Source organism: Hoylesella oralis ATCC 33269 (assembly GCF_000185145.2).
GTDB classification, from domain to species: Bacteria; Bacteroidota; Bacteroidia; order Bacteroidales; family Bacteroidaceae; genus Prevotella; species Prevotella phocaeensis.
The window spans coordinates 131,849-157,338 of record NZ_GL833116.1; the positions used below are offsets into that span (position 1 = coordinate 131,849).

The following is a 25,490-nucleotide window of genomic DNA, read 5'->3' on the forward strand; positions in this document are numbered from 1 at the left end:
ATGTACCAACGATACGTCAAGTAATGAAAATGTAAAAAGGATGTTGGTGGATGTAGATAGATGTTGGCGAGTGACTTTCTATTATAAGATGTTAAAAAGCCTCCCCGTCAATGAGGGTAGTGGAGGCTCTATAATAGAATCCGGTTAAAAATAAGTCAGCGTAGACTCTCGTGAGCAGAGGCCGACCGTAGAATGATTATTGAAACTCTATAGTTTCAGACGGATTGCTTTCGGAATTGTCCTTCTTGCTTACCGCTGTTACAAAGTAGGTTCCTTTTTGCGGCAGCTCCAGTTTTGTCTCACGGGTGATGGCAATTAATGTGGCAGTTTTGCCGCCTCCGTTACTGAGATATACGGCGTAGTAAATATTGTCTGAGGTGGTCCACTGCAATTCATTGCCGTTCAAGCGCAGTCTGGCAAGAGCCACGGGTTGTACAGCCGGTCGTTTGCCCAGATAGATGGAGCCGAATGGCGGGCGGTTCGTCGGTTACCGGAATATCGTGCTTTCTAACGTCAACATGCATGTATCTTACAAAAGCGGCATGCAGGCGCTGCACCTCGCGCACAACGGCATCGCATCCGTGCAGAGCGCCGCGCAAGCGGCATGCATTCGAGACGGAAAGCTCTGTGCCTTCGGCGCAATGAACATTCCGGGAATATTGCTCGCAGGAACGGTGAGCAGGTATGGGCAGCTAAGCAATGCGTGGGGAGAGTTTGCGGCAGGAGCGAGTTTGCAATATACTTCGTATGGCGGTGTGCAGGTACTTAGATTAAAATTTAATAGTCCTCTTCCTTGTAGTGCCAATTACGTGGCCATTGTCACCCCCAATGACGATACGTCGCCGTACGGATGTATGCCGGTGGTTCGCCATAAGACGGCAAACTATTGCGATTTTCTCGTGGTCAACGATAGCGGCGGCGAAGTAACCCATGTTGGTTTAGACTTTATGATTATCGGGCGTAACAAATAAAAAAGCCCGCCGGAATGGGCGGGCCTGTATTTAGTTCTTGTTCTTGGCTTTGAGTTTGCGCCACTGGGCGCCGGTGATGGGGATAAAGGTGTAGGCCTTTTCGAGTATTTGATAGCACCGGTCGTACTCGCCTCTTTCATAGGCTGCTCGCACGAGCTTCTCGGCAGCTTCGAGCTGCGCATTGGGCACGTAGGCAATGGTATCTCATGTGGTAGGGTTAATAATCGGACCGTTGTACTTTTGATCAAAACCGCAAAAAGTGGTATCGCCATTCTCAATGTGTATCGGACGTTCAAATACAACATCGCGGAGTGTCAAGAAAAAAGGTTGCCCATATTTTTAAAGATCATTCTATAGCTTTAGATGTGACTTCTGACATCAATTTGTCTTCGAGGGAAATAGATGAACTTTTTATCCCACATGATGGATACTCCAACTGGATGAATAGAGTCATATCATTCAAAAATGAATATATTTTCCAATCATTAATTCCTTCTGTTATAATGAATTATGACGATGAAGATTTTGATGAAAATATCAGAAGGCAAGTAGAAAAATTAAGCAGTGTTTTCCAAATGCTTATGTATAGATTCTCTCTTGATAATGAGATAGCTATAGATGATATTAAATTAATTAACAACAATTTGTCTGATTCTAATGATTTGCTTATAGTTCTTGATTGTGGTTGGATTCCTGCTGCGTCTTACAAGAATCCTGCTGAAATTTGCATTAGAAAGGTTCAAGAAATTAAAGAAGCTTTAGGTGAGAGTAGATATACAATTACAATATGCTCTATAACATTTCCTAATAATATTAGTGAAATAGGAAATGATCATAGTGATACTTTTGATCTCAGAGAAATAGATTTGTTCGAGATGGTAAAATCTCGATATTCTGAAGTTGTATATGGAGATTACGGCTCAATAAATCCATTAGAAATGATCAGATACTTCTGTTGCAAGGCAATCTGTTTCAGATAGCTGTTTTCCATGTTCGATTGACGAATGGGGATATTCTCAGATTAGAAATTGTTCATTAGGAGATGCACCCTCTGCTTCCCCATCATTTTGGATCTCAGTTCGTATGAATTCTCATATTGTACAACAGATTTTGAGATTGAGAATTTAAATATGGCATTAATAATGCGCCCAGCAGACGGGATAAAGATAGCCGTCATAGAGTACTTTATTGAAAGATACCCAGGAGTCATTATTGGCAATGAGGTAATGTATGGTACAACAAGAAAGGTTGTTGACTTGTTAGTTTTATACAAAGGGGAAACTTATGCCATTGAAATAAAGAGTGATAAAGATGACATGAGAAGGCTTCCTGAACAGCTAAAAGAGTATTCTCTTATATTTGATCATACTATTGTTTTTACGCATCCAAGGTATAAAGATGAGGTTTTGTCATTGGTACAGCCTAGAGTATCTGTTTATGAAGTTTTAAATGGTAATGTAAATAAAATAAAGAGTTCTAATACCTCAAATAGGACAACAAAGCGAGAAATGGTATATTCAATAAGCTCTGTATTTTTAAGAAAATTCTTACCAGCAGTTAAAAAGATGGACTCTGATATGATTAGAACTCAAATAATAAGAAACTATGATAAAGTGAGATACATAATATGTTTTTTCAATTTTTGGAACAAAAATTAGTTAAAGGTTTTAATTTGTTTTTATATGAAAGAGATGAAAGAATATCTGTTGACGATTTATCATTATTATCTGCGAGATTAAATATCTAATTGAATACATATTAACGGTAACCAACGAGTTTTTTACAAGAAGTCCCTCCTTGTCCTGAACGGATAAGAATATCTAATGATTATCAAGTTTGAACTTATGAATATTTGGACATCATTGATGTGTCCAAGATACTCAAAGGGGAACAAAAACGTCTACAACGGGTTTTGGACAGGGAAGATCCCTTATCTCAAAGCTAATGGACGTTTACTCTTTCTAAGGTCGGAAATAGATGGGATGTTGCGGAAGTATCATGAATGGTAATTTTTGTCGCCTATAAATTTTTATCTGTAATTATTTTGCAGGAACAAAAATAACATTTACCTTCGCAAGCAGAAAATTGGTTGCGGATTTACCGCACACAGAGATAACAGTACTCGCTTGGCATACCGTAAGATCTGTCAGCGAGTCATTTTTTATATATACTATGGAGAATAAGGGGGCAAGCGCTATGTCTATGCTAGATTTTGGCAATAAAACAAATATATTGCCGAAATCTCAGTGTCTCATAGAATAAATATATCTATCTATGCTTCATTTCATCCTTCTTCTTTTCGCAATGGTTGTGATTTTATCCCACAGGTCTATTAGTTTACCTACGAGCAAAAAAACAACCAATCGGTTGCAATTACAAAATTCTTTTGTATCTTTGTCATTGGTTTTAATGGCAGAAAGTAAACTATGAGTGTACCAAAAGAAAGAAAAATAAACCAAATGCTTCAATCCGGACAAAAAACGAGTTGTTGTTTACCTCATGGCTTGTAGAGCAAGGCTATTCCAAGCAATTGCTGAGTAGATATCATTCTTCTGATAGGTTATCCTCTCTATGCAAGGGAGTCATGTACCGTTTTGCAGAGGCCTCACTCAAGAATACTGAAAAACGAAATTTCCCCCGTGATCGACGATGTCAAAGGCTGAAGTCATGCTTGTCATGATTCTTTTCCATGATTCAGGTTATCGTTGTCTGAAACATTTCTATGTGGATAAAGTCTGCAAACATCTTCGTCATTTATTCCCCAAGGGTGTCTCGTGCAATCGCTTCGTTGAACTTGAAAGGGAAGTCGCTATTTCTTTGACTCTGTTCATCAAGAAGTTTTTTAGGCAAGTGTACTCGCATCAGTTTCGTGGACAGCACCCCTTTGCGTGTTTGCAGGAATCAGTGGATTCATATTCGCAAGGTATTCAAGGGTATTGCCCAAAGAGGTAAATGTTCCCTTGGATGGTTCTTCGGATTCAAACTCCATCTGATCTGCAATGAGAAGAGGGAACTGCTCAACTTCATGATAACGCCGGGAGACGTTGATGACTGAAAGCCTTTGGAGTATAAGAGTTTCGTAGAGTTCATATATGGAAAACTCGTCGGCACTTGTTTGAAAGACCTTTCGTTGACGGCATTCAGTTTCTCATAAAGCTTAAGAAAAACATGAAGGAGGCTGTTAGTACCGTAGCTGGGCAAATATTAATAAGAAAGCGGGCCATCATCGAGGCCATCAATGATGAGCTCAAGAATATTGCACAGGTTGAACATTCAAAGCATAGGCCTTTTGACAACTTTATTGTGAATATGTTCAGAACAATCGCCGCTTATTGCTATTTTTCTCCAAGAAGCCATGTGTTAATTTGGAAAGAACAAAGGACTCACAACTTACCCTATTCTAGATTCGTCGAACTCATGTTATCATAGTGTCGCAACTTTAAAACTGTCATTGTACTTGTTCTAGATCCATCACAATGCTTAGTTCTAATTGTCAAAGTCTACTATGGTTAGACTTGTGTGTTTCACAAAATCGTATAAGGTTAATCGTCTGATATTCATATAGCTTAACCAACTTTCACATAAAGCATTTACATATCTGCGATGTGATTCCTTTATCGTAGTCATTGCATCTTTTAGTTCTTTTACATCAGCTGCCCCTAATTTAAATTTTTCTAGTGTTTCAACATATATGGTTTTAGACAGAGTAAATGCTTTCAATGCTCTATCATAAACATTTTGTTGTACTTGATAATTATTGACAGTTGCAAATATCTCTTGCTCAAGCTCTTGAATTCTTTGTTTCTCTTCAGCTCTAACTGTTTCCAACGCACTCTTTGCTATTTTATATCTCCCATTTCTGATTCCCCAATCTATCAGGGGAATAGTAATTCCTATAGATATGACCTCTTGTTGAAGCAAATTCCGATAAGCTTCTTTGAATTTATCAGAATATTGATTGCTACCAATACTAACATCAATATTGGTATCAAAAAAACGCTCTTTTTTAGTTTTATCAAGATCTTTTGAAGCAGATAAAATATTTTGACTCATTTCCAAATAAGACGGGTTATTCCTCCTACACTCTTCCAATGCTGTTCGATACAGAATAGCTATAGTAGGGCGATTAGTAGGTAATTCTATTTGTATGCTATCGTCATCTTCTATACCAATATAAGATAATAGTTGGAACATCTTTTTTTGATATTCATTTCTATTTTTCAACAGTTCATCTTCCTGTTCCATTTTATTTAGTCTTAGAGCCAGCAAATTAGATTTAGATAATGCATCATGCTTAAATAAGGTTTCTCCTATGATAAGCAATGTATCTGATTTCTCTACTTGATCGAGCGCTAAGTCCAAATTTTCTTTTGCAAGACACAAATCAAAAAAGAGATTTGCTGTAGCATAAGTTGTAGTTTCTATAGCATAGGCATATTTTCGCTTAGCAGTTTCATATTTCAACGGCTCTATCTTCCTGTCCCATTTAAAGCGATTATACCCAAAGAGAGACTGGCTATATCCTATTCGATACGGCACTGTTGAGAACTGATTGTAAGTAGTAGAACCAAAGGTTCTTAAAAAGCCTAATTCAGAAACTGCGTATAGAGTACCGCCTGTAAAATTCACATTCTGAGTTAATTGCAGATTGCCATAGGAATATAATGACCTCTGAGATCGATATTCATCTCTATCAGAATCTGAAATATATCTCTTTATAATATTGCGACTATACTGAAATGGCGTAAGTGTCAAGGTTAATGTAAGCAATCTTTCTGCTTTATAATTACTATATTGCCAACGATACACGTTCAACTCATTTTTAGCCTTCTGAATTGAGACAGACCGTTCTTTAGCAATATTTATAATCGTCTGAAGAGAATATTTATTTTGCGCCACACAAGCTATGCAGATAAAGGATGCCGTAATGACTATATAAATGCTCTTTCTCATATCTTATTCTTAAATATTTTCTCAAGTGGTTGAATAAAATTCTCTATCAATCGCTTATCTTTTATGATGATTTGTGCGTTGCCTAATATCTGTTTTGTTTGTGGCAGATTCTTTCCATAATTGGTCCTTAGATGATTCGGAAATTTGATTTCAACAATATAGTTACCGTCCTTATCGGGAATATCAGAAATATTGGAAACTATCCCTTCAATAAACCCGAACTCTTCATCAGGATAATTATTAAGTCGTGTAATAACCCGCTGATTAATTTGTATTTTCCCGGCTCCGAGTGCAGGAAACTTAGCCTTTCCGATTGATTCGGTAGGTGTTTTAGGCATTACTATCATAATGAGTTCTCCTGCTGTAACATTTTGGTTTTTACTCCAAACACTCATCATATTCACGTAGCCAGCAATTGGAGCTACAATTAGATAGTTTTTTTGCCATAATTTGATAGCATTCCCTAGTTGGTCTGCAGCTCTGTTCAGCTCCAAAATGCTCTTTTCATGTGTTTCTTTATATTGCTGCTCCAAATCTAACATAACTTCTCTATCCTGTAATTTCTGCATTTGAACTTCTTTCTGTGTACGGATATCATTAAGCTGTGTTTGATGACTCTGTAAATAGGTGTAACGGGAATTATCAAATTCTTCACCTGTCTTAATCTTTTTTGCAAACAGAGCAGAATCCCGAAGATATATATTCTTAGAAATATCTGCCTGTTGCGCATGTAAGATATATTCGTGTTTTCTATTTAAATCCAATTCTACCTGCTTAGACAGCTGGTTCTGTTTTAACGCCAATTTCTGAGGATAATAATTAGTTTTGGTATAGAGAATGTAATATTGAAGGGCTTCCATAAAACCAGAATATGGCAACTGCACATCTCCTAATCTCAAAGTATACCCTTTAAGTTTTTTATATAAAAGGGATGAAGATAAATTCTTAGATTGCCATTTTTGGAAGATTTTATTTAACATTAGAACATCTTGCGAATTCGCATTATTTTCTATAATAGCTAAATAGTCTCCCGCCTGTACATTTTGTTTATCGCGAACGAAGAGATTCTCAAGTTTTCCAGTAGCATAGGCATTAAGTTCTACAGGCGTAGATGATGATGTAATGACAACTGGAGCTATGAGCGTATCAGGATATTTAAAGAAATAACTACCCAATAATAGTCCAAAAAGGACAATTGCTATAACAGTAATTCCCCATTGCAAAATCCATGATGGTATTTGTCCCATCATTTCTTGAACTTCTTCACTGCGAAGTTCTATTTTACTATTTTTATCAACAGTATCTTCCATTATCCTTATTTTCCAAGCTCTAATTGATTCTTAACCAAAGTATAGTAAGCCCCATGCTTTATAGTAAGTTCCTCATGAGTTCCCTGTTCAACAATCTTTCCTTTTTCCAAAACGATTATATTATCGGCATTCCTAACAGTGCTGAGACGGTGCGCAACAATAAATACAGTTCTTCCCTTATAAAATTCTTGAAGATTATCCATGATTATCTTCTCATTGTTTGCGTCAAGAGAATTAGTAGCTTCATCGAGGAATATGTACTCTGGATCCTTATACACAGCTCTGGCTATCAAGATTCTTTGTCTTTGTCCTTGGCTAATTCCACTACCTTCCATTCCAATCTTTGTATCATAGGCCATAGGGAGATCATTAATGAAATCCTGAATATTCGCTACCTGTACGGCATGTCTCAATCTTTCTATATTGACTTCGTCTGTACTGATTGCTATATTTTTAGCAATAGTATCAGAGAATATATAACTTTCTTGCATGACAGAACCTGTCTTACTTCTCCATAGGTGGGGATTAATCATCTTTAAAGGGGTGCTTCCGATCCTGATATTGCCTCTATTAGGAGAATAAAAGCCCTGTAGTAATTTGACCAAGGTCGTTTTCCCGCTTCCACTAGAACCTACTATAGCAGTAACCTTATGCTGTGGTATAGTCAAAGTGACATCTTCAAGCGCATAATCCCTGTCCGCTCCACTATAGCTAAAAGTAACATTCTCAAAATAAATATCTCTCACTTCTGGTAAGTAATTAAGCTTCGAAGTTATATTAAATTCTTCATCACGCTTTCTATGAATTTCATTTAAACGTTCCAAACTAATTTTGGCATCTTGATAAGACTGGGCGAAACCGATAAATTCACCAATAGGAGCAGAAACCTGTCCAATAATGTATGTAAGGGACATCATCATACCAAGAGTCATATTTCCATCCACCACTGCCTTTGCAGCGATAAACGATACAATAATGCTCGTACTTTGGGTAAAGAAAACAGAGCCCGTTTGTTGTATCTGTCCGATAGTCAGTCCTTTAACGCCTATTTTAAAAAGTTTGACCTGAATGCGCTCCCATTCCCATCGTTTCTGTTTTTCACAGTTATTAAGCTTAATCTCCTGCATGCCCTGTATCAGTTGGATAATCTTGCTTTGTTCTCCTGCCGATTGATTAAATCTTTTGATGTCCAGTATGCGTCTGTATTTCATGAATGCAAGAATCCAGATCATATATAAAGTATTTCCAAATAGGAAAATTACTAATATCATCCAATTATAATATCCCAGAATAATACTAAAAATGATAAAATTAAAAAAGAAAAAATAATATTAATCGAGGAACCCATCAGAAAAGACTTGATACGTCCATGGTCTCCAATTCTCTGCATAATGTCTCCCGTCATCTTTGTGTCAAAATAATGAAGAGGAAGTGTCATCAGCTTCATGAGAAAATCAGAGATGAGGGCAATATCTATTCTGGAATTGATATGGAGCATAATCCAACTACGGATAAAACCGACAGCAAGCTGGGATATAAACAGCAGCAATTGAGTAATGAGGATCAGCGTAATAAAACTTAAATTACGGTCTCTAATACCAGTATCAACTAAGGCTTGCGTAAGAAATGGAAATATCATTTGTATTCCACTTCCAACCAACATTCCGATGATCAATTGGGCAAACTGACTCTTATATGGAAGGAGATACTTCACAAAGAAAGCAAAATCTCTGCGTGATGATCGCTTTTCGTCATCGATGCTATCAAAGAGCGGACTAGGTTCAAGTAATAAAGCTGTACCTGTATCTGTAGAGTTTTCTTTTTTTGATATCCAGCATCTTAAGAACTCTTCTTTATGATATATCAGCTTTCTTGAAGCCGGATCGGCGATGTATAAGCTCACTTCGCCATTCTTATGGCATTCTATGCGGTAGCAGACGACAAAATGGTTCTGGTTCCAATGTAGTATACAAGGTAAATTGGCTTCTTTGATAAGCTGGTCAAATGAAATCCTGACTCCGATAGTCCTAAAACCAATATATTCTGCGGCATCACTGATACCAAGCATAGAGACACCTTCACGAGTAATAAAGCATCGTTCGCGAAGAGTTTGCAAAGTATAACTTCTCCCATAATATTTGGCAATCATACGCAAACACGAGGGACCGCAGTCCATTGCATCAAGTTGACAGTAATGAGGAAATTTCATTTATTATATTTATAGAGCAAAATTTAACCGAATTTTTTGGAGCATTATATAGAATATTTTTATAGTTTACCACTATATTATAGTTTTTCGATATCGGTTTGTTTTTGTAAATATTTCAAATTTACGTATTGGTAAATTTCCATTTTTTTATTTGCTTGCTTAAAAAGTTCGGTAACTTTATCTTTTAACTCGCCATTTGATAGTGCTATATCTGAATAACCGAAATCCCGTTGAATAGAGATAAAAGGATAAAGCACCATCTTATGGCTTGTAAGCATGGAGAGAACTTCGCATGCAGTGTCATTCTCTTTGAAATTATAATCGAGTATTTTCTTAAACACAGGGCGATACAGTACAGTAAATTGTAAACTCCTCAGCCAATCTATCCAATACCTTTCCGACGTTATCGGAACCGCATTTCCGAAACCACTAATACCTCCTGAAAGAAGTTCTACATTTTGGTTTACAGCTTCAATAATGTTTCGTATTAACGTGTCTCTATTATAATGTTCTGTAAATGTATGATCATCTTCACAAATTATAATTAAATCGTCATCACTATTATAAACTTCTTTTATTATTTTTACGATACTTTGCCACAATCCCATGTCGCCACTCTTATGGTTACATCTTTCTACTATGTAGATATCAAATTCTTTTTTACCTTCGAATTGATTAAGAACATGCTTCAACCTATCAGAATGCTCCTTTAAGTTTATAATAAAAACAGGTATAGAAATATCTTTAAGCATATAATAAATTATTTTTTATAAGGGAAATAAAAATCTCTTACTTTATTTAATGTATTTAATCTTTGAATAGAATTCTCAAAAATTCTATCCACTTGCCCTCTTTTAGCATTGGTTAAGGTTACATCAGAGTAACCAAATTCTTTTTGCCTAGAGATATATGGGTAGATTACGAATTTATTATCCGTAATACCCGAAAGAGAAAAATCTGTAATAACCTCTTCTCCAAAATCAGCATTTAAAATAGTGCGATAAAATTTATTAAAAATAACGGTAAACTGCATTCCGTTAAATTGATCTGCCCAAAAAAGGTTTTTAGAAATTTGTACAGCGTTATCAAACCAACTATACCCTCCTGAAAGCATATCTGCATTTAAAGATATAGCCTGTTCTATACAATTTTGCAGTAGGTCAAAAGAATAATCTTCAGTAAACATATGATCATCTTCACACAAGATAAAGAAATCACTATTTTTTTCGTTTTCTTTATTTACTATTTGACTTATGGTCTGCCATAGTCCGTATGCACCTTTCTCATGTATTATCGCTGGAACAATATTGAATAAAAATTCGGGCTTATCGGAAAACTGCTTTAGGATGTGAACTCGCCTATCTGTACGCTGTTTCAGATTGACCGCATTTACAGAAATTTTTTTTTGATTAGTCATTTAATAATATCTTATAAATTTTATTATTACTTGGTCTATATGCATCTTTATTAATTAATTTTCCAAGTTTATCAAATATCATATACCTTGGCAAAGTGTTTATTTTATTTTGTTTTATAAATAATGCATCATTTGAGTTTAAAATCAAATAATTATGCTTATAATCTCTCAAATGGGCATTCTCAAACTTTTGTTTCCATCTCTCTTCTTTATCATTTAATGCTAAGTAGATAAAAACAATATCATTAAATTTTTTATTATCTCTAAGTCGTTTTGAGTAATTCATTTCCTCAAGACATGGGGCGCACCAAGAAGCCCAAAAATCAACATAAACTATTTTTCCTTTACATTGCCTTATAAGGTAATCAAAAGTTATTTTTTCACCTTGGGATGATAATAAAAGAAGATCATTGGTTATTGCAATATCCAGATTCAATAAGTTTTCATACTCACTTTTCAATTTGCTAATAATAGAGGTATCGGAAACTAAGTTAGAGAAATTATTAAAATATTTTTGGCGTTGTTCTATGGGAGATTTTTGCAAGATATTTTTCAAAACAAGTTCTAATAGATCTTGTGAGAGCAATCCAAATTCATCTTTTTTATTTTCAATAAAGTCATATGTAGCCGTGAATTTATCATTCTTGAGCAATGGTTGAATCGAATTAAGATAGTTTACTCCTACTAAATAATAATATTCTTTATAAAACCCATACAAGTCAGTTCGGTATATAGAATCATTATACCCTTTCAGCAAAGAATCTAAATGAGCAATGGAGTTGTCTCTATGATTTAGGTTCAATAATGTATATTTATTTCTTTCTTTATAAAACTTATATTCTTTTTCAGAAACCTGACTTGATTTGAAAAGGGAATCTAACCAAATACTTTCATCTTTAAGTTCTTTAAGTAGTTTCGGGTAGAATTCTTGCAATATTTTTGGTATAGAAATAGTCTTATTTCCTTTGATTAATTTCTTATAAAAATAGGTAGAAGGATTCTTTACTATTTCTATTGTCTGCATTCCTTCAGATATTGGATATCGCTGTCTTTTGAAATAATCATAATTTAAATCATATTTTTTTACAATTCTATTTTTGATCTCAATAAAAGGAGCACCTTCTTTTACATAATGTATACCTATTGAGTCACCGGAATGAAGAATAAAATCAACTGAAGAAGTAGGATTATACTTATGATTTACAGCTACAATATCTAAAATGGGATATATTTCTACATTTTTTTTAGGAGCTACTGTTTCTTTTTTATCGGCCGATAACCTAAATGATAAAATGGGTTGAGGTGTTATCACTGAAGCTCCTGTACTAAAAAATATTGTATCATAGTTACTTTTAACAGTATCAAATGTTAGTACAACCGTATGAGATTTTTTGTGTATATTTGCACAAAAACAAGTAATATACACGAGCATACACATTAACAGCAGAATTTTTTTTTTCATACATTCTTTCATAAAGTTTCCTTCTAAAGATAACTACTAAGCTTATTAGAAATTATTATAGAAGGAAACTGTTTTTGGATTAATACCAACTAGCAGATCCACAGCTATCACAGCACCATTTTGCTCCTGATTGCCCATTTATCATGGCAAGAGCTGTTTCTTTATTAACTCCTCTAATTATGGTATATCCATTAAATGCTTCGTAAGCGGGTTTGCCACTTCCTCCCACAGCATGGAATGATCCATGATATGAACCTGTATTAACAGGAGCATTTGAAGGTAAGTACACTCCACATGTTCCACTTCCACCAAGGTCTCCTCCTGTAATTGATTTTAGTTCTTCTCTTGTGAGAATTTCTCCTACACTTTGAGTAAAATTTAATCTAAGTTTTTTCATAAGATTTTTTTAAAATTAAAATTATAGTTTACCTCTTTGATAAACCAATTTGCTTTCAGGCATGTATCGCGAATTATACCGAAAGAAAATATCGTATGTCTTCTACTGAATATATTTCTGGTAGTAGATGGCTATTAATAAAAAAGGTAGGCGTAAATTCAATATTAGTTTTATCACACCACTCTCGCATCGCTATTATCGCAGGTATCTGTTCATTCAGTTTATCTTGAGCAAGTGGATATAACTTTAAAAAATCATCATATTTTTTTTCTTTTGCAAGATACCAATTATCAAGAGCATCTTCTATTGAAATAGCACTATTTTGTTGTAATGCCAATAAAGCTTTGACAGGTTTATTTCTGTAATCTTCATCTGCTTCTGTTGCTGTAAAAATAATCTGTAACCTTATATCAGGATTACTGGCTAATAGTTTATCAATGATAGGGTGAGCTTTGGCACACGGCCTACAATAAGGATTGCATACTTTAATCATATGAATTTTTCCGTAGGGGTTTCCTATTGTTATACCTAAACCCTCTGTCGGTTCTGTGATATGTTTTTGTTTGGCAAGTAGTGCTTCAAAAATTTGAGGATTATGTTTTAAACGTTGTAAACTATGTAAATAAAGCTTTGAATCTTTTGATTTTTCAAATGCAGGAAGCAAAATATATACAGCCAAGAAAACAGTACTCATGCTAATCAGATAAGGAAATATAGTAGAAAGTGAAACGACAGAGAAAAATCCGCCTGCTAACGATGTCACAAAGAGCAGGACCAACACCAATTGTACACTGAGGCACATCGGGCACCACTGTTTTACTATCCTAGCTTGGTAATAGATGGAATAAACCGTATAAGGTAGCGCTATAACATTTATCCAAGCTGCCACTGAAAGAAGCTGAGAATTAATAAGTCCCCCGGCGAGTAATACTGCCAATACTCCCATAAAATAACTAAACCCAATGCCAGACCAATGAAAGCCAAATATTTTTGATCCTTTTGAATGCAGTATGGCTGCACAATTTGTTTTACCTCCATGGACACAAACTTTTTGTAATTTAGGGTTATACTGGTCTATTTCATAAAGAATCAGTAATGCTCCCGCAATAGCCCCTGCAAGTGTTATACAAGCATACAAAACGGGGAAAAGTGCATCAATGCCTATTCTTAAAAATGCGACAAGTGATAACATTAAAGTAAGTATGGGGATGGTAAACACCTGTACATTATTTATCATGCATGTTCTTTTTTCTTTCTTTAAAGTAATAGAATACTCTTTCTCTCCAGCATCTTCACCTACTTCGTATAGTTGTACATAATTTGTAAAAAGTGTTATAAATTTTCCTAAAGAAATTATTTCAACTTTATGTGATTCCGGATTGTGCCATTCTACTTTGTTAGAATTTATTCGATAAATTAGAGTAAACAAGGGTGAATGAGTATTCTCCCCTATTGTTTGGGCAATAAAAGGAGTTGGCAATTCAATTAACTTTTCCTGTTCCTTTACTCGAATTGACATATTCTTAACTCTATAATTCTGTAAAACATCACTTATTGATAATAAACTCGGATAGTCAGGATGTTCTAACAAACTAGTAACCAAAGTTGTTTTAGTAATCGGCACATCAAGTGCTTTACAAAGAAGGTATGCCGTTTCTTCGCAATTGTTGAGCGGATTAATTAAGGATTCAAGTAGTTTCATGCACTAAAAATAAGTTGAATATGAATAATTTATATTAGAAAGAATAACAGATTTGATGATTATAAAAAATTTCTCGCAATTATATTGTATGAAGTATCAACTGCAAGTATGTATTCTCTAGTGAGTTTAGACAAATAACTATCAAAAGAGAGACTCTCCCATAAATGAAACACATAAGCTTCCGGAAAAGATAAATTTTTCTGAAAAAGCATTTTTAAATCTTCCTGAAAATAAGAAGGGTAGAAAAAGCTCCTTTCAGGTTCAATATGAATAGTGTTAGGGTATAATTCGGCTATTTTTAATGGCACTCTTACAGAATGTTCTGCCCAATATATATCTTTCCCTTTAGATCTAAAGTGCTTATATGTCGAGAGCCAATATTGTATAAATTTACTCCCTTTTTCAGCAAGTATAACAGCATTGCAAAGACCATGTTCTTCGCCATTGTGTAACAATTCTTTAGCCATAACACAAGAATTATTAAGTAGGTTTGTAAAAGGTCTTAAGCAAATAGTATCAATATCTAGATATATTCCACCATACTTAAACAAGATCATTAGTCTTATAACATCAGACTTATGCGCATAATGATAAAGTTTATTACCATATATCTGTCGAGGAACAGAAATTAATATTGGTTCAACATATTTTTTAGCTTTCCCCCACCAATACCCTTGTGGTTCATATTTATAATAAAAATAAATCTTATCGGGTTCATTTATTTCATATGCTGATTTAATAGCTAAATAATGAAAAATAGAAAATGGTCTGTTACCAAATTTTTTTTCTAATCCAAAAATAAAATGTATAATATTAGGCACCATAAAGTAATTTTTTTAATTAAAAAACAAAATAACATTAATGGAATCTAAAATGATTATAAATATAATTTGTTTTATTCGTTAAAGAGGAAAGATTTAAATAAGAACTCTTTATAAAATTTTTTATTCCTTATAAATTTAAGATGTTCTAAACATCTTATTTCAATATCATCAAAAACATCTGTAAATTTTTCGATCAACACATCTCCTTCCAAATCAACAACATAATGTTTTCCGTTATGTGAAAGTTGAAATTTGACATCCGAATTGGGAGTACGATATGACTTTATTATTTCCCATTTTTTTTCATTGTCCTTTGTCGCATGATATTTTATTAGGTTTCTATGAAGGAATAAAGGATTATCTTTATTATCATATTGTAACATTGTAAATCCAATAAACTTATTATTATTCATAAACCCACAACTTCCTGGTGGCTTCTGCATAAAATAGAATGGGGTATTTAACGCCATCCAAGAAAACCTAAAAGTATCTTTGTCTCCTAATAATAATCTGTAAAATATATATGATAGTTTATTCATTTCTAAACATAAATTCATCTCCTTCCAACATTTTGCTTTATTAATGACTATTTGACCGCTTTCTTGTTCTCGCATATATCTATATTCAACGTCCATAATCTCCCATATTGGATTTTCTTTTGAAGTATATGTGTAATCAGGCCAGAAAATAGCATTGTATTTTTTATATTCAGGAAGTTCAAATAAAAATTCTGGATTTCTAAGAGGTATATTATCCGCGTCAAGAAAGAAAATTTCTTGAAAAGAACAGTAAAAAATAGATAGAACTTTAAGTGAATAACCTGTGCAATTTGTATAGCCAAATTGATTTAGATCTCTACAAATTACTTTTTTCTTTTTTAATTCTTTTATACAATCAGCATTTAATTCATTGCCTTTATAAAAAAGTTCAACAGGTAAATTACATCCTGTTTCTCTCAGCATTGATATTGTAACCCAAGCGTCTGTAAAATATTTGATCCCACCAGCACACATAACAACACCTCTTTTGTTTGGAAATTTTGGGCAAGGTTCAATGTTATTTATTGTCCTCTTCAGATAGCGCTTTAGTTTTAGCATATCCGAAGCTGTTATGTAGTAGTCTCTATAAATATATTTAGGCAGCATTTTGATTATTTAAGTTACTGAATTATTTTACAAAAATATGATATTTATAATATAAATTCAAGTAATTATACTTTTTTAACTAATGGCTGATCCGAAGTAACTATTCAGTTCCCCACTTGGCTTTGCCCTGAGCGAAACGGGAAATAACATTTTTCATCTTAGCACTCTATATCTGCCTGAAAAAGGTTACCTTTGGAGCGGCAAGTAAGTAGGCCATAATTTGCAATGGTCTTTCGAGACCAATATTCAGTTTGGTTTCGCATGCCCGTAGAGTGATAATTGGTCGTAGGAGACCTTATAGGAGAGTACATAGTCTTAGGAGCATCGGACTTGCCTTTTTTAACAAAGTTCAGTATGGCACGCAAGGCAGAGAAGGAAAAGACGAGGGATGGCTTGAAGCTGAAGATAGTCAATCCCAACGCAGCAGGTATTGACATCGCCTATGGCGAGATGCAGGTCTGCGTACCCGAGGACCGGGACGGTGAGAACAACCGCTGTTTCGGAAGTTTCACATGCGACTACGAGAAGATTGCCTCATGGCTTAAAGCCTGTGGCATCACCACGGTGGCGATGGAATCGACAGGCTCCTATTGGGTTGGCCTGTACTTCCTGCTTGAGGAGAGGGGTTTCGATGTGCTTCTGGCGAATGCGAAAGAGGTGAAGAACGTCTCGGGCAAGAAGACCGACGAGGCTGACGCCGAGTGGATAATGCTCATGCACAGCTATGAGCCTGCTGACGCCTAGCTTTTATCCCGATGCCGCCCGCGGTATCCGTGAGCTTGCTCGCCACCGTGACAATATGTTCTACAGTGCGGGCAAAGAGGTACAACACATGCAGAAGTCCCTTGTACTGATGAACATCAAAGTAGACACCGTCATCAGCGACATCCTCGGCAAGTCGGGGAAAGCCATCATCGAGGCAATACTTTAGGGAAACCACGAACCGAAATCACTGGCACAGCTGGTGGACAGGCGCTGCAAGGCAAGCTGCGAGACAATTGAGAAGTCGCTTGAGGGAACATGGGACACCGTGCACCTTTTTGAATTGCGACAGTCATATGACCTTTATAAGTGTATCCATACTCAGATAGCCGACTGCGAGGCGGAAATAGACAGATTGCTGGGTAGCTATACCGACGTCTGCGGAACGGACATGCAGAACTACAGCCCGACCAACAAGCGTGTGGCCAGGAAGGATGCCATATCTTTTGATGCCGAGAAGCACGCCTTTTCCATGTGGGGCGTGAATGTAATGTCGGTTCCGGGAATGAGTCTGGGAGCACTTGCAGTCCTCATGAGAGAGCTGGGGAATGGCTTTGCAGAGAAATTCACTTTCGCCAAGAGCTTCTGCAAGTGGTGCAACCTCGTGCCCAACAACAAAATATCCGGTGGTAAACTCCTGTCAAGCAAAGTGCCGAAGCAGAAGAACAGGGTCGGTCAGGTGTTCAGGCTATATGTGCAAATACCGTGAAAAGCTCAAGGAACGGCATCGGGGTGTATTTCAGGAGGCAGAAGTCGAAGGTCGGACATCTGCAAGCCATCGTTGCCACAGCCAACAAGATTGCAAGAATCTTCTATGCCATGATAACCAAAAAGAAACCATTCGACGAACGTAAGGTCGGACTTGACGATAAAGAACTACTTCTGAGAAAGATCACACTAGCTCAAAGAATATTGGACAGGCTGAACCTTAGGCTCTCTGTTGCGGAAGAATGAGAAATGTTATATAGGAGCAATCGGTCATACTTTCTTTTAGTAGTACATTATAATGGAAAGGAAGATCATCATGTATCTCATCAATTATTATTCAAAGTAGTATCATATCAAAATATACAAGAGCATATATTCTGTAAAGCACTGATTTATACGTTATATTTATTGTTCTTTTGATAAAGAACTTTTGATATTTACATATATTTGTTTCTTCGTTCAATTAAATTCAAACACGATGGAAACAAAATCATTAACAATTCTCATCAATGAGTGCGTAATGCTCATGAGGGATGTAGGTTACTCAGAAAAATCAATTCTGAGATTCAAGCAAATCTGGGACTCTAAATTGAACCACTTTATGTCTGTAAAAGGATTTGAACATTACAGTATTTCAATCGGAGAGGCATTTCTTGCCACCTTGCCGGAGGAAAAGGTGTTGATGTCATCTCATCTGCGGCGCAGTATCACCATTCTGGACAGCGTCCTTCAGTCTGGTAGTATTAGTCGGTATATTCCTCAAAAACAAAAATTTGATTTCAGTGGTAAAATCGGTTCTGTTTTCTTGCAATTAATAGACTACAAGAGAGCCATGCGAGTTTCCCAAGGTACCCTTTATGTTTACACCAGGGTGCTTGGTCGCCTTTTGACATTCTTGCATCTTAAATCCATTGACACGTTAGAGGATGTGAGCGATAAACTCTTGTTGGAGTTCGTTGATTCCAGTCAAAACAATCCCAGTCAATCGCTTTCAAGTGGTAAAAGGGCTGTGCAAATTCCTTGTTGAACAAGGGCATAAACCGCCATACTTTGGGATGCTGGTCAAGGGTTTCAAATTCCCAATGAGAGAGAAACTTCCCTCTGTGTATTCCACAGAGGAGATAACCGCCATAGGCAATGCCATCAATCGTAAAGAACTGGGTGGGAAGCGTCTTTATGCAGCATTTCTGTTGGGAGCAATATTAGGACTCAGGCGATCAGATATTATCAATCTTACATTCAGCAATATTGATTGGGAACATAATACCATTTCTCTTTTTCAAGAAAAAACAAAGAGACGGGTTGAACTTCCTCTTACTAAGGAAGTTGGAAGTGCGCTTATAGATTATCTAAAGAATGAACGGAAGAACGACTGTTCTAACAAACATGTATTCTTGACTTTGAAACCACCTTATCAAAAGATGTCGGTGAATACACTTTATGTCGGGATTCAAACTGCGATATGGACTTCTGGGATTAATGTCAAACGTCGGCATCATGGCATGCATGCCATGCATGCCATGCATGCCATGCGTCATTCTCTTGCAACACGCCTTCTGAAAGATGGGCAACCACTGCCAATGATAGCAAACGTGCTCGGTCATTCCTCTTCCAATTCAACTAAGTCATACTTGAGAGTGGACATGGCCGGACTTAAAAAATGCTTGCTTCTCATACCTCTCGTCCCTTTGACATTTTATGAGCAGAAAGGAGGAATATTCTATGAGTAATGAATCTTTTGTTTTTACAAGTCCTCTCGGTCCATTGATGAATGAATATCTTTGTGTAAAAAGACATCAGAATGTTGGTATCAGAAGTATCCTGACCGTATTTTACGAACTGGACAAAATGCCATCGGTGCAGCGTATGCAGGATGTGGCAATCACTCAAGACATCTATCTGAAATGGCTTGAAAACGTCGGTATATGCAGTGAGCGCACAAGATATGCCAAAATACTTATTCTCAGACAATTTTCGCAGTTTATGTGTCATATGGGATATGCCTCGTACATACCATCATTGCCCAAACGACCAAAAACATCCTATATTCCCCACGTCTACTCGGAGCAAGAGGTGAAAAGCCTGTTCAATGCCATCGATAACACTCTCTTGCAATGCCGCCACAATACCACATGTCTGATTGGTCTGCCTGTCATTTTCAGATTCCTGTATTATTGTGGCGCACGTGTAGGAGAAGTTTTGGCAATTAGGAATTCCGATGTCAATATATCGGAAGGATTTATTACTCTGACAAAAACCAAGAATCGCAAGCACCGCCTGATCCCTCTCAATGAGCAAATGAAAGAGGTTCTATGTACATATATGCATTACAGGGATAAGATGCCGTTGGATTCATCCGCAGAACCTGATTCGTACTTGTTTGTCAACCATCGGGGAGAGAAAATATCGCATGCCGCTGTCTACAAACGCTTCAGGGAAATACTGAAAGTCTGTGGTATCACGCATGCCGGGCATGGAGAAGGACCACGTGTACATGATTTGCGGCACACATTTGCAGTCCACTCAGTATATCACATGGTAAAATCTGGTATGGACATCTATACAGCCTGGCCTATCATATCCACCCTCCTCGGTCATCATGACATCTATTCAACAGAACATTATATCCGTCTGGCATTGGAAATTTATCCGGCTCTCTATCAAGCTGGTGGTGACAAGTTAGCTACAATATTTCCAGATATATAAAATTGATTATGAAACAGATAAATAACATCACAGATATGGCTCTGCTGCTCAAGGATTTCTTTGAAACATATCTACCTAAAGAGAGAGGAGTAAGCAGCCACACGATACGCAGTTACAGTGCAACCTTTCAAAGTCTTTACGCTTTCTTTAAAGACAATAAAGGCATCCGAGCCAACAAACTATTCGTCAAGGATTTGTCTCGGAGGAGCATCAATGACTATCTTAATTGGTTGGAGATGAAAAAAGGCAATAAGGTTCCGGCCCGTAACTCACGACTTGCATCCGTTAAGGCATTTTGCCATTACGCACAGTACAAGGATTTTAAGAATATCGCAAGATGGCAGGAAATTTTGTCAATAAAATCAAAGAAATCCGATATGCCTTGTATATCTTTTCTTACCCAGGAAGGAATGAAGACGCTACTGTCAGAGGTGCCAACCGATACAATACAAGGTAGACGGCATCTTGCTATTCTGGCCTTCTTGTATGATACCGGTGCCCGGGCCAATGAACTTATCTCGTTCTCTGCACACAATCTTAATCTGACGAAACCCTATCATGTCGTTTTGTCGGGCAAAGGACGTAAAAAACGGATTGTTCCCATACATGAGAAACTTGTATTGATTCTCAAGGCTTATATGAAAGATACCAATATTGAACCAGACAATATTAGTAAGCAACCTCTGTTCGTCAATATCCATGGTAGAAGGCTGACATCGGCCGGCTTAACCCACATCATCATGATGTATGCAGATAAAGTCAGAGAGAAACATCCTGCACTAATGCCGGAGAGACTATCACCTCATTCATTTCGGCACTCCAAAGCAACCCACCTGCTACAGGCTGGAATGAATATCATATACATCAGAGACTTTCTCGGCCATTCTTCCGTTAAGACAACCGAAACTTATGTCAGAATGGACAGTGAGCAGAAACGTAAAGCACTAGAAGCTGCAGCTGCCGACATCATACCTCAATCACAGGCTATCGAGATATGGAATGACGATGAGAAACTTTTGAATTGGCTCAAAGGATTGGGCAAATAAATCAAAAGTAGAAAATTAAAAGTATAGGTGTAACTATCTGTCTTGCAACGCTACTTCTAATTATTGTTTTGATATTGTGCTACTTTGGATAATAATGAACTGCCATTGAGTAGATTTCATCATCGTCAAATCCGTTGCAACCGCTTTTCTGCACCTCGCTCAGAATGTAAGTGATACATTCCTCGATACTTTTGTTGGGCTTCTGTAAGTTGGGGGCAAACAAGGGGTCTGTCGCTGCACGCTGGTTGAGATATTCCGCTATTGTCCGTGCGAAATGTTCTGTTCCCTTCATAATCGCATATGTTATTAATGTTGTTAATACTTGGGGATTTGGCTTTCACTTCGTCCGCCGATTTACAATTCTACTATTTGGTTTATCCGTCCCCAAAGGAAACTTCTTAGGCTGGTATGGTCGGGTGCGTGGTACTCTGCCCACTGCCTATATTGATTGACAAGGTATTTCTTCAGCACGTCAAGGAAGTCAAACCTCCAACCTTGCAGGGGTACGGCTGTGCGGAAATAGGTGTTTGAGTTCACCGCTTCACAAAGCCAATTCTTCTCTTCACGGCTCATATGCTCGCCACGATTGAGTTTCATACGCAAGAGATACACTTTACTATTGCAAAGGCTCTCCAATGGGTTTACGTCCCACTGCACGAACTTCGTAGCCACTACTTGCTCACTTTGTCCAACCACAGATTTAATGCGGTAATGAGAGGAGGAGCTATATCCTTTTCTGCTCATCGAAGATGTTGTATTTACTTTCTGCTTATCCATAGCGACATTTTTTTATGCGTATAAAGATCGGAGTATGCTGATTCCTTTTTGTAGCAAAAACAAGGTAGCGGGGCGGGGCTTGCACAAGGTTTTGGCGGAAAATACTAGCCGAAGTGCAGCGCAGGTGTGGAGATTTTCCAGACAAACCTTTAGGCACAGACCTTGGGAAAGCCATTAGCCCCGTACTACCTTTGCGGATAAAAAGGGGACAGCATCCGTCTTCCCCGCTTCGCATATAGTGGAGCCATGGAACAGAAGCGAAAGTGCAACGCCCGGCAATGGAAAAAAGAAAAGGTGGCTATCTCAAAATGTGAGATAACCACCTGATGAATGATAAATGAAAGATTTTACAGAACCGTGCTTCTCAAAGCACGCAAAGCAGGATGGCACAGAGTATGGCAATCCAGAAATGTATCTTAGCAGCGTAAAGGTTACTTGGAGAATGACTCTGACGATAAAGCGCAGTATCAGAAAACCTGCAATGACTGACACGGCAGTAACGACCTGTGGCGTTACTATCTTTGAGATAAACCAAACGGCCCCGATAACGATGGAAAGTAAATAGTGAGTTCGACGAAGCGTGTCCAAGAGAAGCGGCGGACTTGCTTGGGAGAAGTCGGCTGCAGCCTGTTCTTATCGGTTTTGTTCGATGCGTCTGCCTTGATGAAGGCAGGTGTGTGAACGTCTTGATTCATGATGATTGTATTCATAATCGGAGCTTTTAATAGTTTCAAGAGCATTTACAAGATGCGCAGACTACACAAAGACAAGTGTTTGCAAAACTCTTGTCGTGTGGAGTGGAGTGTTTATCTTGGCTCTTAACACTACAAAAGCTCCCGAAGGTGCAATATCAAGTCATGTTCTCACCGCCTATCGTTGGCAGACCATTGACCTCTATGAGCAGAACGATTGTCCCTGTCAGTTCGGTGTAGAGTTTCTCATACTCAGGACTTGCGGCGAAATCGTCTGTCAGTTCGTACTTGTCGAAAACGCTTTGCACAGCCTTGTTCTTCAGAAGTATCGGGGAGAGCCTTTCGGGGAGTGGACCGGGAAGTTCTTTCTCAAACTCATTCTCCAAGACAGACACAAGCGTGTCGTACTTTGAGAAATGCAATCCTCGATGCAACACTTCGCTTGCCATTGTTTCCGCTTCGGGATGGGAAAAGCCTTGTGCCACGGCATCGCAGTAGGTGGTAAGTGCTTCGTCGGCTCTTGCCGTTATGAATGGTTTGTCACTCAGCATTTCGGAGAAATGCCCACTGAGATAGTTCTCCAACTTCAGACGGAAGTAGGACAGTTCTTTCTTTGTTGTTTCCATAATTCATTTTATTTTTAGGGTTATATATTAATTATATTATCGGATGCCCATCGCTTTATTGAACTTATCGAGTTTGTCGGCAAGCTGTTCCATGTCATGCTCAATCTTCTTGTTGGTGATGCGGGCATAGATTTGTGTAGTCTTGATATTGGTATGTCCCAGCATCTTCGATACGCTTTCCATCGGAACGCCCTTACTCAGTGACATGGTGGCAAACGTATGGCGGGCGACATGGAAAATATCGTCCATTTAAGGAATTGGAAGAACATAGAGAATAAACCGGTAACCAGTTGTGAATTAGTCGATTTTCTATATTCTGCGAGTGTGGCAGGAAAGCAATCCAGCACGGAATATTGAATCCTTTCAGTTACCAAACCGTTATCCGCCGGTTTCCCCAATGAGGTGAGGTAACGAAAAAAGGAGAGATTTCTCTGATACAGATTCTATCTCACTGTTCCACAATGTTTTGCTTATCAAAGAACGCTTTAACAACGGGTAATTTTGCCCATAAAATTAAAGCGTATGAAAATAGAAAAATTCAAGGTGTTGCTCTACCTCAAAAAGAGCCGATTGGACAAGTCGGGCAAAGCTCCCATTATGGGACGTATCACCGTCAACCGTTCGATGTTACAGTTCAGTTGCAAAATCTCCTGTACGCCCGAGCTATGGAATCCTCGTGAAAGCCGTCTGAAAGGCAAGAATCATGAAGCCGTGGAGACCAATGCGAAGCTGGACAAACTGTTGCTCTCCATCCACACGGCATTCGACACGCTCGTGGAGAGAAAAACGGATTTCGATGCGGAAGCCGTCAAGAATCTGTTTCAAGGAAGTCTCGGAACACAGATGACTCTGTTGGGAATGGCGGACATCGTCTGCGAGGATTTGAGGAAGCGCATCGGAATAGACCGTGCAAAGGGAACTTACCCTGCCTATATCTATACCCGTAGAACCTTGGCGGAGTTCATCGAAAAGGAGTTTCACTCCAAAGACGTTGCTTTCGGTCAGATGACGGAACAGTTCATTCATGACTATCAGAGCTTCATCTTGGACGAGAAAGGGCTTGCCATAGATACCTGCCGGCACTATCTGGCTATCGTCAAGAAGGTATGTCGAAAAGCCTACAAGGAGGGACATGCCGACAGATGCTTCTTCGCCCATTTCAGTCTTCCCCAACCAAAGGAGAAAACACCGAAAGCCCTAAGCCGGGAATCCTTCGAGAAAATCCGTGACTTGGTAATCCCCGAACATCATGCCTCCCATATCTTGGCAAGAGATCTCTTCCTCTTTGCCTGCTATACGGGAACAGCCTATGCTGATGCCGTTTCCGTTACGCGTGACAATCTGTTCACGGATGACAATGGCGGACTGTGGCTCAAATATCGCCGCAAGAAGAACGAGCTTCGTGCCTGTGTCAAGCTGCTGCCCGAAGCCCTTGCCCTGATAGAGAAGTACCGGGACGACGACCGTCCTACACTCTTTCCGATGCTGCACTATCCCAATATGCGCCGCCTCATGAAATGTCTGGCTGTCCTTGCCGACATCAGAGAAGACCTGACCTACCATGCCGGCAGGCACTCGTTTGCATCGCTGATTACCTTGGAAGCCGGCGTTCCTATCGAGACCATCTGCAAGATGCTGGGACATTCCAACCTGCAAACTACTCAGGTGTATGCGAAGGTTACGCCCAAGAAGCTTTTCGAGGACATGGACAAATATATCGAGGCGACAAAAGACCTCAAACTCGTATTATAAACACACAGACATATAGAAAACAGAATGAAAA

At 37.9% G+C, this 25,490-nt stretch carries 25 protein-coding genes and 6 pseudogenes; 13 read left to right on the top strand and 18 right to left on the bottom strand.

The features are described from left to right. Positions 1 to 196: 196 nt before the first annotated feature. Positions 197 to 427, bottom strand: a complete 231-nt coding sequence (locus tag HMPREF0663_RS00545; RefSeq protein WP_004368064.1) for a hypothetical protein — start codon at positions 425 to 427, stop codon at positions 197 to 199. 31 nt (positions 428 to 458) lie between these two features. Between HMPREF0663_RS00545 and HMPREF0663_RS00550 the strand changes: the two genes are divergently transcribed. Next, positions 459 to 971 (top strand): hypothetical protein, encoded by a 513-nt coding sequence (locus HMPREF0663_RS00550; RefSeq protein WP_004368065.1) that lies wholly within the window; start codon positions 459 to 461, stop codon positions 969 to 971. A 30-nt stretch (positions 972 to 1,001) separates the two neighbouring features. On the opposite strand, the gene HMPREF0663_RS12130 is transcribed toward HMPREF0663_RS00550, so the two are convergent. Continuing rightward, complete coding sequence (locus HMPREF0663_RS12130; RefSeq protein WP_004368066.1) at positions 1,002 to 1,160, bottom strand: hypothetical protein; 159 nt, start codon at positions 1,158 to 1,160, stop codon at positions 1,002 to 1,004. A gap of 122 nt (positions 1,161 to 1,282) precedes the next feature. On the opposite strand from HMPREF0663_RS12130, the gene HMPREF0663_RS00560 reads away from it, so the two are divergent. The 4 genes and pseudogenes from HMPREF0663_RS00560 to HMPREF0663_RS11575 form a co-directional block, all read left to right on the top strand. Beyond that, complete coding sequence (locus tag HMPREF0663_RS00560; protein ID WP_004368067.1) at positions 1,283 to 1,951, top strand: beta family protein; 669 nt, start codon at positions 1,283 to 1,285, stop codon at positions 1,949 to 1,951. A gap of 150 nt (positions 1,952 to 2,101) precedes the next feature. After that, complete coding sequence (locus HMPREF0663_RS00565; RefSeq protein ID WP_004368068.1) at positions 2,102 to 2,629, top strand: sce7726 family protein; 528 nt, start codon at positions 2,102 to 2,104, stop codon at positions 2,627 to 2,629. Positions 2,630 to 2,817: 188 nt separating this feature from the next. Continuing rightward, positions 2,818 to 2,980: pseudogene (locus tag HMPREF0663_RS11565) on the top strand (helix-turn-helix domain-containing protein); the annotation flags it as partial. A gap of 634 nt (positions 2,981 to 3,614) precedes the next feature. Beyond that, positions 3,615 to 4,375, top strand: a pseudogene (locus tag HMPREF0663_RS11575) (IS982 family transposase); the annotation flags it as partial. Between the two features lie 82 nt (positions 4,376 to 4,457). Here HMPREF0663_RS11575 and HMPREF0663_RS00580 read toward each other — a convergent pair. The 11 genes and pseudogenes from HMPREF0663_RS00580 to HMPREF0663_RS00620 all read right to left on the bottom strand — a co-directional run bounded on the left by HMPREF0663_RS00580 (position 4,458) and on the right by HMPREF0663_RS00620 (position 16,390). Continuing rightward, positions 4,458 to 5,924: a TolC family protein gene (locus HMPREF0663_RS00580; protein WP_004368073.1), complete on the bottom strand. Its 1,467-nt coding sequence runs from the start codon at positions 5,922 to 5,924 to the stop codon at positions 4,458 to 4,460. Then, the gene (locus HMPREF0663_RS00585) at positions 5,921 to 7,234 is read right to left on the bottom strand and encodes an HlyD family secretion protein (RefSeq protein ID WP_004368074.1); all 1,314 of its coding nucleotides are present in this window, start codon (positions 7,232 to 7,234) and stop codon (positions 5,921 to 5,923) included. The genes HMPREF0663_RS00580 and HMPREF0663_RS00585 overlap by 4 nt, the downstream gene beginning before the upstream one ends. A 5-nt stretch (positions 7,235 to 7,239) precedes the next feature. Then, the gene (locus HMPREF0663_RS12320; RefSeq protein ID WP_374188397.1) at positions 7,240 to 8,166 is read right to left on the bottom strand and encodes a peptidase domain-containing ABC transporter; all 927 of its coding nucleotides are present in this window, start codon (positions 8,164 to 8,166) and stop codon (positions 7,240 to 7,242) included. A 3-nt stretch (positions 8,167 to 8,169) separates the two neighbouring features. Beyond that, a pseudogene (locus HMPREF0663_RS12325) lies at positions 8,170 to 9,443 on the bottom strand (cysteine peptidase family C39 domain-containing protein); the annotation flags it as partial. A gap of 77 nt (positions 9,444 to 9,520) precedes the next feature. Further along, entirely contained in the window at positions 9,521 to 10,195 is a 675-nt protein-coding gene (locus tag HMPREF0663_RS00595; RefSeq protein ID WP_004368077.1) for a glycosyltransferase family protein, read from the bottom strand. An 8-nt stretch (positions 10,196 to 10,203) separates the two neighbouring features. Further along, complete coding sequence (locus HMPREF0663_RS00600; RefSeq protein ID WP_004368078.1) at positions 10,204 to 10,860, bottom strand: hypothetical protein; 657 nt, start codon at positions 10,858 to 10,860, stop codon at positions 10,204 to 10,206. Next, a complete protein-coding gene (locus tag HMPREF0663_RS00605; protein ID WP_159430523.1) occupies positions 10,853 to 12,322 on the bottom strand; it encodes a TlpA family protein disulfide reductase in 1,470 nt (489 codons plus the stop codon). Before HMPREF0663_RS00605 ends, HMPREF0663_RS00600 begins: the two co-directional genes overlap by 8 nt. A gap of 79 nt (positions 12,323 to 12,401) precedes the next feature. Further along, positions 12,402 to 12,719 carry a hypothetical protein gene (locus tag HMPREF0663_RS11580; protein WP_004368080.1) on the bottom strand — a complete coding sequence of 106 codons (318 nt, stop codon included), beginning with the start codon at positions 12,717 to 12,719 and terminating at the stop codon, positions 12,402 to 12,404. 73 nt (positions 12,720 to 12,792) lie between these two features. After that, entirely contained in the window at positions 12,793 to 14,421 is a 1,629-nt protein-coding gene (locus HMPREF0663_RS00610) for a vitamin K epoxide reductase family protein (RefSeq protein WP_004368081.1), read from the bottom strand. Between the two features lie 59 nt (positions 14,422 to 14,480). Continuing rightward, the gene (locus tag HMPREF0663_RS00615) at positions 14,481 to 15,245 is read right to left on the bottom strand and encodes a glycosyltransferase family 32 protein (protein WP_004368082.1); all 765 of its coding nucleotides are present in this window, start codon (positions 15,243 to 15,245) and stop codon (positions 14,481 to 14,483) included. Positions 15,246 to 15,316: 71 nt separating this feature from the next. Next, on the bottom strand, positions 15,317 to 16,390 hold the full coding sequence (locus HMPREF0663_RS00620) for an alpha-mannosyltransferase (RefSeq protein ID WP_004368083.1): 1,074 nt from the start codon (positions 16,388 to 16,390) through the stop codon (positions 15,317 to 15,319). Positions 16,391 to 16,744: 354 nt separating this feature from the next. Here HMPREF0663_RS00620 and HMPREF0663_RS00625 point away from each other — a divergent pair, with 354 nt between their 5' ends. The 7 genes from HMPREF0663_RS00625 to HMPREF0663_RS00660 all read left to right on the top strand — a co-directional run bounded on the left by HMPREF0663_RS00625 (position 16,745) and on the right by HMPREF0663_RS00660 (position 21,612). Further along, positions 16,745 to 17,134 carry an IS110 family transposase gene (locus HMPREF0663_RS00625; RefSeq protein ID WP_016665624.1) on the top strand — a complete coding sequence of 130 codons (390 nt, stop codon included), beginning with the start codon at positions 16,745 to 16,747 and terminating at the stop codon, positions 17,132 to 17,134. A gap of 301 nt (positions 17,135 to 17,435) precedes the next feature. Continuing rightward, on the top strand, positions 17,436 to 17,861 hold the full coding sequence (locus HMPREF0663_RS00635) for a transposase (protein WP_231375193.1): 426 nt from the start codon (positions 17,436 to 17,438) through the stop codon (positions 17,859 to 17,861). After that, entirely contained in the window at positions 17,858 to 18,106 is a 249-nt protein-coding gene (locus HMPREF0663_RS00640) for a hypothetical protein (protein ID WP_004368087.1), read from the top strand. Before HMPREF0663_RS00635 ends, HMPREF0663_RS00640 begins: the two co-directional genes overlap by 4 nt. A 232-nt stretch (positions 18,107 to 18,338) precedes the next feature. Next, positions 18,339 to 18,887, top strand: coding sequence for a hypothetical protein (locus HMPREF0663_RS00645; protein ID WP_004368088.1), 549 nt, complete (start codon positions 18,339 to 18,341; stop codon positions 18,885 to 18,887). A 55-nt stretch (positions 18,888 to 18,942) separates the two neighbouring features. After that, entirely contained in the window at positions 18,943 to 19,590 is a 648-nt protein-coding gene (locus HMPREF0663_RS00650) for a tyrosine-type recombinase/integrase (protein ID WP_159430524.1), read from the top strand. Beyond that, a complete protein-coding gene (locus tag HMPREF0663_RS00655; RefSeq protein WP_004368090.1) occupies positions 19,583 to 20,566 on the top strand; it encodes a tyrosine-type recombinase/integrase in 984 nt (327 codons plus the stop codon). The genes HMPREF0663_RS00650 and HMPREF0663_RS00655 overlap by 8 nt, the downstream gene beginning before the upstream one ends. 8 nt (positions 20,567 to 20,574) lie before the next feature. Beyond that, the gene (locus HMPREF0663_RS00660; protein WP_004368091.1) at positions 20,575 to 21,612 is read left to right on the top strand and encodes a tyrosine-type recombinase/integrase; all 1,038 of its coding nucleotides are present in this window, start codon (positions 20,575 to 20,577) and stop codon (positions 21,610 to 21,612) included. Between the two features lie 88 nt (positions 21,613 to 21,700). Here HMPREF0663_RS00660 and HMPREF0663_RS00665 read toward each other — a convergent pair. The 5 genes and pseudogenes from HMPREF0663_RS00665 to HMPREF0663_RS00685 all read right to left on the bottom strand — a co-directional run. After that, positions 21,701 to 21,904 (bottom strand): annotated as a pseudogene (locus tag HMPREF0663_RS00665) (PcfK-like family protein); the annotation flags it as partial. Between the two features lie 62 nt (positions 21,905 to 21,966). Continuing rightward, positions 21,967 to 22,389, bottom strand: coding sequence for a hypothetical protein (locus tag HMPREF0663_RS00670; protein WP_004368093.1), 423 nt, complete (start codon positions 22,387 to 22,389; stop codon positions 21,967 to 21,969). Positions 22,390 to 22,753: 364 nt separating this feature from the next. Then, a pseudogene (locus HMPREF0663_RS11585) lies at positions 22,754 to 23,099 on the bottom strand (hypothetical protein). Positions 23,100 to 23,239: 140 nt separating this feature from the next. Further along, a complete protein-coding gene (locus tag HMPREF0663_RS00680) occupies positions 23,240 to 23,707 on the bottom strand; it encodes a DUF1896 domain-containing protein (RefSeq protein ID WP_004368096.1) in 468 nt (155 codons plus the stop codon). 36 nt (positions 23,708 to 23,743) lie between these two features. Beyond that, positions 23,744 to 23,944: pseudogene (locus HMPREF0663_RS00685) on the bottom strand (tyrosine-type recombinase/integrase); the annotation flags it as partial. A gap of 285 nt (positions 23,945 to 24,229) precedes the next feature. On the opposite strand from HMPREF0663_RS00685, the gene HMPREF0663_RS00690 reads away from it, so the two are divergent. After that, positions 24,230 to 25,459, top strand: coding sequence for a site-specific integrase (locus HMPREF0663_RS00690; RefSeq protein WP_016665620.1), 1,230 nt, complete (start codon positions 24,230 to 24,232; stop codon positions 25,457 to 25,459). The last annotated feature ends 31 nt before the right edge of the window (positions 25,460 to 25,490 follow it).

What these genes read in the sequence shown, in the direction of transcription:
- HMPREF0663_RS00670 (WP_004368093.1), bottom strand. Translation starts at nt 22,389, where the DNA reads ATGGATAAGCAGAAAGTAAATACAACATCTTCGATGAGCAGAAAAGGA.
- HMPREF0663_RS00655 (WP_004368090.1), top strand. Translation starts at nt 19,583, where the DNA reads ATGAGTAATGAATCTTTTGTTTTTACAAGTCCTCTCGGTCCATTGATG.
- HMPREF0663_RS00585 (WP_004368074.1), bottom strand. Translation starts at nt 7,234, where the DNA reads ATGGAAGATACTGTTGATAAAAATAGTAAAATAGAACTTCGCAGTGAA.
- HMPREF0663_RS00690 (WP_016665620.1), top strand. Translation starts at nt 24,230, where the DNA reads ATGAAAATAGAAAAATTCAAGGTGTTGCTCTACCTCAAAAAGAGCCGA.
- HMPREF0663_RS00550 (WP_004368065.1), top strand. Translation starts at nt 459, where the DNA reads ATGGAGCCGAATGGCGGGCGGTTCGTCGGTTACCGGAATATCGTGCTT.
- HMPREF0663_RS00580 (WP_004368073.1), bottom strand. Translation starts at nt 5,924, where the DNA reads ATGAGAAAGAGCATTTATATAGTCATTACGGCATCCTTTATCTGCATA.
- HMPREF0663_RS00605 (WP_159430523.1), bottom strand. Translation starts at nt 12,322, where the DNA reads ATGAAAAAAAAAATTCTGCTGTTAATGTGTATGCTCGTGTATATTACT.
- HMPREF0663_RS00615 (WP_004368082.1), bottom strand. Translation starts at nt 15,245, where the DNA reads ATGGTGCCTAATATTATACATTTTATTTTTGGATTAGAAAAAAAATTT.
- HMPREF0663_RS12320 (WP_374188397.1), bottom strand. Translation starts at nt 8,166, where the DNA reads ATGACTCTTGGTATGATGATGTCCCTTACATACATTATTGGACAGGTT.
- HMPREF0663_RS00565 (WP_004368068.1), top strand. Translation starts at nt 2,102, where the DNA reads ATGGCATTAATAATGCGCCCAGCAGACGGGATAAAGATAGCCGTCATA.
- HMPREF0663_RS00660 (WP_004368091.1), top strand. Translation starts at nt 20,575, where the DNA reads ATGAAACAGATAAATAACATCACAGATATGGCTCTGCTGCTCAAGGAT.
- HMPREF0663_RS00620 (WP_004368083.1), bottom strand. Translation starts at nt 16,390, where the DNA reads ATGCTGCCTAAATATATTTATAGAGACTACTACATAACAGCTTCGGAT.
- HMPREF0663_RS00595 (WP_004368077.1), bottom strand. Translation starts at nt 10,195, where the DNA reads ATGCTTAAAGATATTTCTATACCTGTTTTTATTATAAACTTAAAGGAG.
- HMPREF0663_RS00610 (WP_004368081.1), bottom strand. Translation starts at nt 14,421, where the DNA reads ATGAAACTACTTGAATCCTTAATTAATCCGCTCAACAATTGCGAAGAA.
- HMPREF0663_RS00645 (WP_004368088.1), top strand. Translation starts at nt 18,339, where the DNA reads ATGGAAACAAAATCATTAACAATTCTCATCAATGAGTGCGTAATGCTC.
- HMPREF0663_RS00680 (WP_004368096.1), bottom strand. Translation starts at nt 23,707, where the DNA reads ATGGAAACAACAAAGAAAGAACTGTCCTACTTCCGTCTGAAGTTGGAG.
- HMPREF0663_RS00600 (WP_004368078.1), bottom strand. Translation starts at nt 10,860, where the DNA reads ATGACTAATCAAAAAAAAATTTCTGTAAATGCGGTCAATCTGAAACAG.
- HMPREF0663_RS00625 (WP_016665624.1), top strand. Translation starts at nt 16,745, where the DNA reads ATGGCACGCAAGGCAGAGAAGGAAAAGACGAGGGATGGCTTGAAGCTG.
- HMPREF0663_RS00650 (WP_159430524.1), top strand. Translation starts at nt 18,943, where the DNA reads ATGAGAGAGAAACTTCCCTCTGTGTATTCCACAGAGGAGATAACCGCC.
- HMPREF0663_RS11580 (WP_004368080.1), bottom strand. Translation starts at nt 12,719, where the DNA reads ATGAAAAAACTTAGATTAAATTTTACTCAAAGTGTAGGAGAAATTCTC.